This is a genomic window from Streptosporangium sp. NPDC050148, from assembly GCF_055586505.1.
Window position 1 is genome coordinate 16,983 of the sequence record NZ_JBVJIA010000058.1, and the last position, 10,557, is coordinate 27,539.

The following is a 10,557-nucleotide window of genomic DNA, read 5'->3' on the forward strand; positions in this document are numbered from 1 at the left end:
ACTCCCCATGCCCGTCGCGCCCAGCGCCAAGGGGACCGTGCCGTTCGGTGAGCACCGGACCTGGTACCGGGTGACCGGCACCCCCGGCTCCGGCCTGCCCACGCTGGTCGCGGTGCACGGCGGTCCCGGCAGCACCCACGACTACCTGGTGGGCCTGGCCGTGCTCGCCGAGGCCGGCTGGCCCGTCGTCCACTACGACCAGCTCGGCAACGGCGGCTCCACCCACCTGCCGGACGCGGACCCGGGCTTCTGGACGCCCGCCCTCTTCCTCGACGAGCTGGACAACCTGCTGCGGCACCTGGGCGTGGACGACGACTACGTCCTGTTCGGCCAGTCGTGGGGCGGGCTGCTGGTCGCCGAGCACGCCTCGCGCGGGCCGGCCGGGCTGCGCGGCCTGGTGGTCGCCAACGCCCCGGCGTCGTACCCGCTCTGGCTGAGCGAGATGCGGGTGCTGCGCGAGCGGCTGCCCCCCGGCGTGGACGACACGCTGCGCGCGCACGAGGAGGCCGGCACGACGGACTCCCAGGAGTACTTCGACGCCATGATGGTCTTCTACAACAGGCACGTCTGCACGCTGCAGCCGTGGCCGCGCGAGTTCCTCGCCACGTTCATGGAGATCTACAACGACCCCACCGTCTACTACGCGATGAACGGGCCGAGCGAGTTCCACGTGATCGGCTCGCTGCGCGACTGGGGGGTGATCGACGGCCTTCCCGACATCGACGTGCCCACGCTGGTCATCTCCGGGCGCCACGACGAGGCCACCCCCGCCACGGTACGGCCCTACGTCGACCTCATCCCCGACGTCCGCTGGGAGATCTTCGAGAACTCCAGCCACACGCCGCACCTGGAGGAGCCCGAGCGCTTCATCGCGGTCATGACCGAGTTCCTCAAGAGTTTGGAATAGCGATGAACAGCGATACAGACACCGGCGCCAAGGCCGGGACGGCGATCGTCTTCCCCGGCATGGGGCCCACCAGGTTCGCCGACGTCGCCGCGTTCATGCTCGGGGACCCCGGGGCGCGGCGGCTGTTCGAGCGCGCCGGCGACGCGCTCGGCTACTCGCCCGTCGAGCGCTTCCGCGACTCGGGGGACGACTACACCGAGGCGGCACAGGTGGCGTTCATGGTGAACTGCCTGGCCCTGGCGGAGTGGGCGGAGCGGGAACTGGGCGTCGAGCCCGAGGTGTGCGCGGGCCCCAGCTTCGGCGGCAAGGCCGCCACCGCCTACTCGGGCGCGCTGTCCTTCGAGGACGCCGTGCGGACGACCGCGGCGCTGGCGCGCTGCACCGCCGGGTACTTCGCCCGCGAGCACACCGACATCGTCACCCACTCCTTCGTCCGCGTCCCCGAGCCCCGGCTGAAGGAACTGCTGGCGGAGCTGGACGAGCACGACGAGTGGTACGACCTGTCGTGCCGCGTCGACCACGACTTCCACATGCTCTCGCTGCGCGAGCGGCGGGTCGAGTGGCTCCAGGGGAGGGTGCGCTCGATGGGCGGGCTCTCGCTCTACACGATGCGGCCCCCGATGCACTCGGCCGCGTTCGAGCCGCTGCGGCGCCTGGCGGCCCGGGAGGTCCTCGACGGGCTGGACTTCGCCGACCCGCGCCTGCCGGTCGTCGACGACCACGACGGGACCGTGCTGACCACCGGGGACGGCGTGCGGACGATGCTGCTGGACGGCTTCGTGCGGGCGCTGCGCTGGCCGGACGTGGTGGACACGCTGCGCGGCCTCGGCGTGGCGCGGGTCTGCGTCGCCGGTCAGGACAGCCTGTTCGGCCGGGTGCCGGTCACCACGAGGAACTTCACCGTCGTGCCGGTCAACCCGAGGGTGGTGGCGGCGCCCCGGCCGGGGTCGCGGCCCGCGTCGTCCTCACCGTCGCGACCGGTGCCGCAACCGGTGCCGCAGTCGGGGTCACAGCCGGGGGCACAGCCGGGGTCGCGGCCGGTACGGCCGTCCGGTGCGTGACGGGACCGGCGGGTCCGCCCGCCGGTCCCGCGCCGCCCGGTCAGCCCACCGGACGGAACATCCCCGACAGGACCTTCCAGAGCGTGCCCGGTGTGCGGAAGGTCTCCATGCTGAGGGCGTCGTCCTGGAAGTGCACCCCGTACTCCTCCTCCAGGGCGGACAGCAGCTCGACGATGCCGAGCGAGTCGAGACCGAGGTCGGTCAGGGGGGTGTCCTGCTCGATCTTCTCTTCCGGCGGCAGGAAGGGGAGCTGCCGGCGCAGGAGCTCCTCGAAACGATCGTCCCACATGGTGGTCGACTTCCCTTCTCAGTGGAGGGCGTGCTGGGGTGTGAACGCGAAAAGAAAGATGAGGGGAGTCGCGGTCCGCGACATTCACCCGAGGGGCGGCACCACTGCCGGGCGTCATTCTCACCTCGCCCCTCCGAAGTGAACCTAGCGCGCGCGGGCGCCGATGTCCATCGCTCTCGCGGTGATTCTTCGAATTGATTCCGGGCCTTTTGCCGGGCGTATCGGAATAACCACGCGTACCCATCGACATTCAAGGACGGAAATGACCGTGGAAACCTCCCACGCCCTCTACTCGCGTTTCCTGCGCGGCCTGGAGACCTCCCCGGAACGGCCGGCCTTCCGCGTCGCCGGCTCCGGCAGCGGCTCCGGCAGCGGCGCCGGTACGGCCTCCTACGCCGAGGTCCACCGCGCGGCCCTGCTCTGGGCCGGGGCGCTGCCCGTCCCGGCCCCGCCCGGGGCCGCAGGCGCCGCGTCCCGCCCCTCCGGGGCCGTCGGGGTGCTCGCCGCCAAGGGGGCCATCGCCTACACCGGGATCCTGGCCGGCCTGTACGCCGGGGCGACCGTCGTGCCGCTGCACCCGGACTTCCCCGCGGCCCGTACCCGGCAGATGATCGAGGCCGCAGGGGTGTCCACGCTGGTCGTGGACGACCGGGGCCGGGCACGGGCCGCCGAGCTCGCCGCGGACGGGCTCGACCTCGCGGTCCTGGACCCGGCGGCGGCCCCGCCAGGCCCGGAGCGCGCGCTGGAGCGCCCGCGCCCGGTCGAGCCCGGCGACATCGCCTACGTGCTGTTCACCTCCGGCTCCACCGGCCGCCCCAAGGGGGTGCCGATCACCCACGCCAACACCGCCCACTACTTCGCCCTGCTGGACCGGCGCTACGACTTCACCCCCGGCGACGTCTTCTCGCAGACCTTCGACCTGACCTTCGACTGCGCGATGTTCGACCTGTTCTGCGCCTGGGGGGCCGGGGCCGTCGCGGTCCCCGTACCGCCGCACGCCTACCGGGACCTGCCCGCGTTCCTCGCCGAGCAGGGCGTCACCGTGTGGTTCTCCACGCCCAGCGCCATCTCCATGGCCCGCAGGACGGGCGGCCTGCGACCGGGGTCCATGCCCGGCCTGCGCTGGAGCCTGTTCGCCGGTGAGGCGCTGAAGTGCGCCGACGCCACCGACTGGCAGCGGGCCGCGCCCGCCTCCACGCTGGAGAACCTCTACGGGCCGACCGAGCTGACCATCACCGTCACCGCCCACCGCTGGGACCAGGAGGTCTCCCCGGGCCTGGGCGTCAACGGCATGGCGCCGATCGGCGAGGTCAACGACGGGCACGAGCACGTGCTGCTGGACGCCGAGGGCAGGCCCGACGCCACCGAGGGCGAGCTGTGGATCACCGGGCCGCAGACCACCCCCGGCTACCTCGACCCCGCCGACGACGGCGGCCGGTTCGTCGAACGCGACGGGCGGACCTGGTACAACACCGGCGACCGGATCCGCAGGGCCGCAGGCGGCGAGCTGGTCTACCTGGGCAGGGCCGACGCCCAGGTCCAGGTGCGCGGCTGGCGGGTGGAGCTCGCCGAGATCGACCACGCCCTGCGCGGGTGCGACGGGGTCGACGACGCGGTGACCGTCAGCGGAGGCGCCGACGGCGACGTCGAGCTCGTGGTGTTCTACACCGGGACGCCGTCACGCCCGGCCGACCTCGCCGCGAGGCTCCGCCGGACCCTGCCCCCGGGCATCATCCCCCGCCACTACCGGCACCTGGACGAGCTGCCGCTGAACCCCAACCGCAAGGTGGACCGGGCCGGTCTCGCGGCGTGGGCCGCCCGCATCCTCACCGGCACCGAACAGGCGCCTCCGGCGACCCCCGAAAAGGCGTCCCCCGTCGGCGCGGCGTCCCGGGAGATTCTTTAGGGGGGCGTAGGGGTGTGGCCGCCGGGGAGGGGCGAGGTAGCGTTTCCATGGATTTATCTGGGCCCTGTCCCATGAAAAAGCGCATGGGCCGCCGGAGGAAATTCTTTTTTCATTCGGGGACGGGAGACTAATGTGGAGAAATTGATTTCCGAGGTGCCGTCCCTGCGGTCGGATCTCGTGCACCGCCTGCTGGACGACGCGGCCGCGGCCGCGCCTTCCGACCCCGCGGTCCGCGACGCGCGGGGCGGGTGGAACTACCGGCGGGTCGCCGAGCTGAGCCACGCCTTCGAGGCGTGGCTGGACGAGCAGGGAGTCGGCCCGGGAGACCGGGTGATCGTCCAGCTCCCCAACCGGCGCGAGATGGTCCCCATCGTCTACGGCGTCCTGCGCCGCGGCGCCGTCCTGGTGCCGCTGAACCCCGGCATGAAGCCGTTCCACCTGAGCTCGGTCCTGAAGGACTGCGAGCCGTCGCTCGTCGTCGGGTCGGGGGAGGCCGCCGCGACCGTGCGGACGCTCGGGGACGTCCCCGTGCACGACCTCGACGAGATCTGGGCCGGGATCGAGGAGCGGGCCGACCGGCCCGTCACCCGCGAGCCGGTCGAGATCCCGGCCGAGTACGTCGCCGTCCTCATCTACACCTCGGGCAGCACGGCCGCGCCCAAGGCGGTGGTCTGCCCGCACGAGCGGGTGAGCTACGCCGCCTCCGCCATCAACGCGGTGCTCGGCTACCGGCCGGGCGACGTGGTCTTCTGCCGGCCGCCGATGTCCTTCGACTACGGCCTCTACCAGATCTTCCTGTCCGCGCTGGGCCGCGCCGAGCTGGTGCTGGCCGGGGACGGGCCGGACGTGGCGCTGCTCGGGCAGATCCGCGACTGCGGCGCGACCGTCGTCCCGATCGTGCCGTCCCTCGGCGCGATGATCTCGACGCTGGCCAGGCGCGCCCCCGGTTCCGCGCCGTCGGTGCGGATGTTCACCAACACCGGGGCGGCCCTGCCGTCCGCGACCATCGACGGGCTGCGCGCGTCGTTCCCGGGCGCCCGGGTGGTCAGGATGTACGGCATCACCGAGTGCAAGCGCGTCACCATCATGGAGCCGGAACTCGACGGGGAACGTCCCGGCGCGTCCGGCAGGGCACTGCCCGGCACCCGCGTGCTGATCCTCGACGGCGAGGGCCGCCCGCTGCCCGCCGGCGAGGTCGGCGAGATCGTCGTGGACGGGCCGAACGTGATGGCCGGCTACTGGCGCGACCCCGTGCTGACCGCGCGGGCCTACCGCCCCGACCCCGAGACCGGCAGGGCGCGCCTGCACACCGGTGACTACGGCAGCCTCGACGAGGACGGCTACCTGTACTTCCAGGGCCGCCGGGACGACATGTTCAAGCGCAAGGGCACCCGGATGAGCACCGTCGAGATCGAGGCGGCCGCCATGGACATCCCCGGCGTCACCGCGGCCGTGGTCCTTCCCCCCGCCGACGGCCGCGACCTGGTGGTGTTCGTCGAGGGCGAGCTGACCCCGCACGCGGTCCTGCGCGAGCTGGCCCTGCGGCTGGAACCGCCGAAGGTGCCCGCGGCCTGCCACGTGCTGGAGAGGTTCCCGCTGACCCTGAACGGCAAGAACGAGCGCAAGCAGCTGGCGCTGCTGCTCGAGGGGAGCTCCGCATGAGCCGCACCACCGACCTCGTCGCCAGGTACGGCTCCCCGCTGTACGTCTACGACCTCGACCGCGTCACGGACGCCCGCGACGCCCTGCTGTCCTCGCTGCCGGAGACGTTCGAGCTGTTCTTCTCCTTCAAGGCCAACCCGCACCCCGAGATCGCCCGTGCGCTGCGCGGCGGGGACGGGCGCGGCTGCCTGGCCGAGATCAGCTCGACCGGCGAGCTGAGCGCCGCCCTGGAGGCCGGCTTCGACGGCTCGGAGATCCTCTACACCGGGCCGGGCAAGACCCGCGAGGAGCTGACGGCCGCGATCGCCGCCGGGGTCGTCTCCTTCTCGGTGGAGTCACCGGGCGACCTGCGGCGCGTGGGGGAGGTGGCGAGCGCCCACGGCGTGGTCGCCGACTGCCTGCTCCGCGTCAACAGCGCCACCTCCAGCGCGGCGACCAGCATCAGGATGACCGGCACCCCGTCCCAGTTCGGCATCGACAGCGAGACGCTGGCGGACCTGATGCCCGAGCTGCGCGCGGTGCCCGGTACCCGGCTGGCCGGGGCCCACCTGTTCTCGCTGAGCAACGCCAAGGACGAGGAGAGCCTGATCGGGGAGTTCCGCCACACCATCTCGGTGGCGGCGGGCCTGCGGCGGGAGGTGGACCTGCCGGTGCGCCTGCTGGACATCGGCGGGGGCTTCGCCGCCCCCTACCTCACCCCCGGGGAGCGGCCCGTCTACCCGGGCCTGCGGGCCGCGCTGGAGGAGATCCTCGACGAGCACTTCCCCGACTGGCGGGCCGGGACGCCGCGGATCGCCTGCGAGTCCGGGCGCCACCTGGTCGGCGGCGCCGGGGAGCTGCTGTGCACCGTGGTCAACATCAAGGAGAGCCGCGGGCGCAAGTTCGTCATCCTCGACGCGGGCATCAACACCCTGGGGGGCATGTCGGGCCTGGGACGGCTGCTGCCGGTCTCGGTGGGGCTCGGCGACGACCCGTCGCGGGACGGCGACCCGGCCGGGGAGGAGGTCGCCACCCTGGCCGGCCCGCTCTGCACCCCGGGCGACGTCCTGGGCAAGAACGTGCGGCTCCCCGCGCTCTCGGTGGGCGACGTCGTCACCATCCCCAACGCGGGCGCGTACGGGATGACCGCGAGCCTGCTGATGTTCCTGGGACGTCCCGCCCCCACCGAGGTCGTCGTGCGCGGCGGCGAGGTCGTGTCGGCGTCCCGTATCCAGTTCGTTCGGAAATACGACTGAGTTCCGGCGTCGCGGGGCCCGGGTGAGGGTCCCGCGGTGCCCCCGCGGTGTTTACGCGGTGTCCCCGGGGAGCCCCGCGGGGTCTCGCAGGGCTCCCCGACGCGGCACGGTCGCGTCACGGCGGGACCCCGGCGGTGCCGGGACGTCCGGGAGCGGCCGGCCCGCTCTCCCGGAACCCCGAATGCTTCAGCGCCTCTGGCGATTCGTACGGCCTTCATACGGTTTTTCAAAGACGTGGAGTGGACGGATGAGCGAGTCCGAGCAGTTCGTTTCTGGCACCTCCGGCGCGGCGGACGGCGGGCGGGTGGCGCCCTCGGCGTTCACGTTCCCCTCGGAGGACCTGACCGCCGAGCGCCGGCTCGCCTTCCTGGTCGAGCTCGTGCACGACCTGACGGTCGAGATCCTGCGCACCGTGCTGCCGTACGCCCCCGACACGATCGACCCGTACCAGGCGTTCCAGGAGCTGGGCTTCGACTCGCTGGCCGCGGTCGAGCTGCACGACCGGCTCGCCGAGCGGATGGGCGCGGAACTGCCGATGACCCTCGCCTTCGACCACCCCACCCCCGCCGCCGTGGCCGCCTACCTGTTCGAGGAGGTCCTCGGCCTGGCCGACGGCGAGACCTCCGAGGTACGCGCGATCGTCGGCTCCGACGAGCCGATCGCCATCGTCGGCATCGGCTGCCGTTACCCGGGCGGCATCGCCACCCCCGAGGAGCTGTGGCGGCTGGTCGCCGAGGGCGGCGAGACCGTCACCGGCTTCCCCGTCGACCGCGGATGGGACCTGGAGCGGCTGTTCGACGACGACCCGTCGACGGCCAACACCAGCTACGCGCGCGTCGGGCACTTCCTGCACGACGCCGCCGAGTTCGACTCCGACTTCTTCGGGATCAACCCGCGCGAGGCCGTGGCGATGGACCCGCAGCAGCGGCTGCTGCTGGAGACCGCCTGGGAGGCGTTCGAGCGGGCCGGCATCGACCCGCGCTCGCTGCGCGGCAGCCAGACCGGCGTGTTCATCGGCGCCGAACCGCAGGACTACGGCCCCCGGCTCGACAAGGCGCCCGGCGAGGTCGAGGGGTACCTGGTCACCGGCAACGCCACCAGCGTGGTCTCCGGCCGCATCGCCTACACCTTCGGGCTGGAGGGGCCGACCCTCACCGTCGACACCGCCTGCTCGGCCTCGCTGGTCGCGATCCACCTGGCCTGCCAGTCCCTGCGCACCGGCGAGACCTCGCTGGCGCTGGCCGGTGGCGTGACCGTGATGTCCACCCCCGGCACCTACACCGCGTTCAGCCGCCAGCAGGTGATCGCCGCCGACGGCCGCTGCAAGGCGTTCTCCTCCTCCGCCAACGGCACCGGCTTCTCCGAGGGCGTCGGCGTCATCGTGGTCGAGCGCCTGTCGGACGCGCTCCGCCGGGGACACCCGGTGCTGGCGGTCATCCGCGGCTCGGCGATCAACCAGGACGGCGCCAGCAGCGGCCTGACCGCGCCCAACGGCCCCTCGCAGGAGCGGGTCATCCGCCAGGCCATGGCCAACGCCGGGCTCTCCAGCGGCGACGTCGACGTGGTCGAGGCGCACGGCACCGGCACCAAACTGGGCGACCCGATCGAGGCCCACGCCCTGCTGGCCACCTACGGCCGCGACCGGGGCGACGCCGCGCCGCTCCGGCTGGGCTCGATCAAGTCGAACATCGGGCACACCCAGGCGGCGGCCGGCTCCGCGGGTGTGATCAAGATGGTGATGGCCATGCGGCACGGCGTGCTGCCCCGGACCCTGCACGTGGACGAGCCGTCTCCGTACGTCAACTGGTCCATGGGAGAGGTCGAGCTGCTGACCGAGGACCTGCCGTGGGAGAAGTCCGGCGCCCCGCGCCGGGCCGCGGTGTCCTCCTTCGGCGTCAGCGGCACCAACGCGCACGTGATCCTGGAGGAGCCCCCCGCGGCCGTCCCTGGCTCCGAGGACGGTTCCACCGACCCCGGGAGCGTGACGGACGCTCTCGCGACCACCGGGGATGCCGAGAGCGCCGAAGAGGCGCCGCGGCCCGCCGCGGTGCCGGTGCCGCTGTCGGCCAGGAACGGGCAGGCGCTGCGGGCGCAGGCGGCCCGCCTGGCCGCCCACCTCCGGGACCGCCGACAGGCCGGGGAGGACCTCGACCCGGTCGACGTCGGCCACTCCCTGGTGACCACCCGGTCGCTGTGGGACCACCGCGCGGTCGTCGTCGCGGGCGACCGCGAGGAACTCCTCGCCGGCCTGGCCGCGCTGGCCGAGGGGGAGTCGGTGCCGAACGTGCTCCAGGGCGTCGCCTCCGCCCAGGAGCGCCCGGTCTTCGTCTTCCCCGGCCAGGGGTCCCAGTGGGCCGGGATGGCCGTGGAACTGCTCGACTCCTCGCCGGTCTTCGCGCGCAGCATGCGCGAGTGCGCCGCGGAGATCGAGACCCACGTGGACTGGAGCCTGCTCGACGCGCTGCGCGGCACCCCGGGCGCGCCCTCCCTGGACCGGCTCGAGGTCGTCCAGCCGGTGCTGTTCGCGGTGATGGTCTCCCTGGCCGAGCTGTGGAAGTCCCACGGCGTCCTGCCGGCCGCCGTCGTCGGACACTCCCAGGGCGAGGTCGCGGCCGCCTACGTGGCCGGAGGACTGTCGCTGGCCGACGCGGTACGCGTGATCGTGCTGCGCAGCCGCCTGTTCGCCGAGACCCTGATCGGCAAGGGCGGGGTCGCCGCGGTCGCGCTGCCCGCCTCCGAGGTCGAGCGGCGCCTCGCCCGCTGGCACGGCAAGCTGTCCGTCGGCGGCAAGAACGGCCCCTTCTCCTCCACCGTGGTCGGCGACGCCGACGCCCTGGCCGAGCTGGTCGCCGGCTGCGAGGCCGAGGGCGTGCGCGCCCGCGTCGTGGCCTCCTCGGTCGCCTCGCACTGCGCCCAGGTCGACCCGCTGCGCGAGCGCCTGCTGGACATGCTCGCCCCGGTCACCCCCCGCAGCGGCGACATCCCGTTCTACTCGACCGTGACCGGCGGCCTGCTCGACACCGCCGAGCTGACCGCGGAGTACTGGTTCGGCAACGCCCGCTACCCGGTGGAGTTCCACCAGGTCGTCCAGACGCTGCTGGCCGAGGGACAGCGCGTGTTCCTGGAGTCCAGCCCGCACCCGGTGCTCGCGATGAGCGTCCAGGACGCGATCGACGAGGCCGGCCTGGAGGCCGCCGCGTTCGGCTCCCTGCGCCGCGGCGAGGGAGGCCCGCGCCGCTTCCTGGCCTCGCTGGCCGAGGCCCACGTCCACGGCCTGCGCGTCGACTGGGAGCCGGCCCTCGCCCCGTACGGGCCGCGCCGGGTCGACCTGCCCACCTACGCCTTCCAGCACCGTCGCTTCTGGCTGGAGGCCGGCGCCTCCGGCGGCGACCTCACCTCGGTCGGTCTGGGTTCGGTGGATCATCCGTTGCTGGGTGCGGTGGTGGTGGTGGCCGATTCGCAGGGGGTGTTGTTCTCGGGGCGGTTGTCGCTGGGGT

The 10,557-nt window shown here is 73.2% G+C and carries 7 protein-coding genes; 6 read left to right on the forward strand and 1 reads right to left on the reverse strand.

The window, feature by feature from the left end; translation table 11 throughout:
- The first annotated feature begins 7 nt into the window (after positions 1-7).
- Together ACZ6RT_RS36430 and ACZ6RT_RS36435 are read left to right on the forward strand one after the other, a co-directional pair.
- Positions 8-907, forward strand: a complete 900-nt coding sequence (locus tag ACZ6RT_RS36430) for a proline iminopeptidase-family hydrolase (protein ID WP_399196892.1) — start codon at positions 8-10, stop codon at positions 905-907.
- A gap of 2 nt (positions 908-909) precedes the next feature.
- Entirely contained in the window at positions 910-1,968 is a 1,059-nt protein-coding gene (locus ACZ6RT_RS36435; protein WP_470158583.1) for an ACP S-malonyltransferase, read from the forward strand.
- 40 nt (positions 1,969-2,008) lie between these two features.
- On the opposite strand, the gene ACZ6RT_RS36440 is transcribed toward ACZ6RT_RS36435, so the two are convergent.
- The gene (locus ACZ6RT_RS36440; protein ID WP_344903792.1) at positions 2,009-2,257 is read right to left on the reverse strand and encodes an acyl carrier protein; all 249 of its coding nucleotides are present in this window, start codon (positions 2,255-2,257) and stop codon (positions 2,009-2,011) included.
- A gap of 262 nt (positions 2,258-2,519) precedes the next feature.
- On the opposite strand from ACZ6RT_RS36440, the gene ACZ6RT_RS36445 reads away from it, so the two are divergent.
- The 4 genes from ACZ6RT_RS36445 to ACZ6RT_RS36460 all read left to right on the forward strand — a co-directional run.
- A complete protein-coding gene (locus tag ACZ6RT_RS36445; RefSeq protein WP_470158585.1) occupies positions 2,520-4,163 on the forward strand; it encodes an AMP-binding protein in 1,644 nt (547 codons plus the stop codon).
- A 132-nt stretch (positions 4,164-4,295) separates the two neighbouring features.
- The gene (locus ACZ6RT_RS36450) at positions 4,296-5,825 is read left to right on the forward strand and encodes an AMP-binding protein (protein WP_470158587.1); all 1,530 of its coding nucleotides are present in this window, start codon (positions 4,296-4,298) and stop codon (positions 5,823-5,825) included.
- Positions 5,822-7,060 (forward strand): type III PLP-dependent enzyme, encoded by a 1,239-nt coding sequence (locus ACZ6RT_RS36455; protein WP_399196897.1) that lies wholly within the window; start codon positions 5,822-5,824, stop codon positions 7,058-7,060. The genes ACZ6RT_RS36450 and ACZ6RT_RS36455 overlap by 4 nt, the downstream gene beginning before the upstream one ends.
- 247 nt (positions 7,061-7,307) lie before the next feature.
- Positions 7,308-10,557: type I polyketide synthase (locus ACZ6RT_RS36460; RefSeq protein WP_470158589.1), on the forward strand; the 3,250-nt coding region annotated here is incomplete at its 3' end.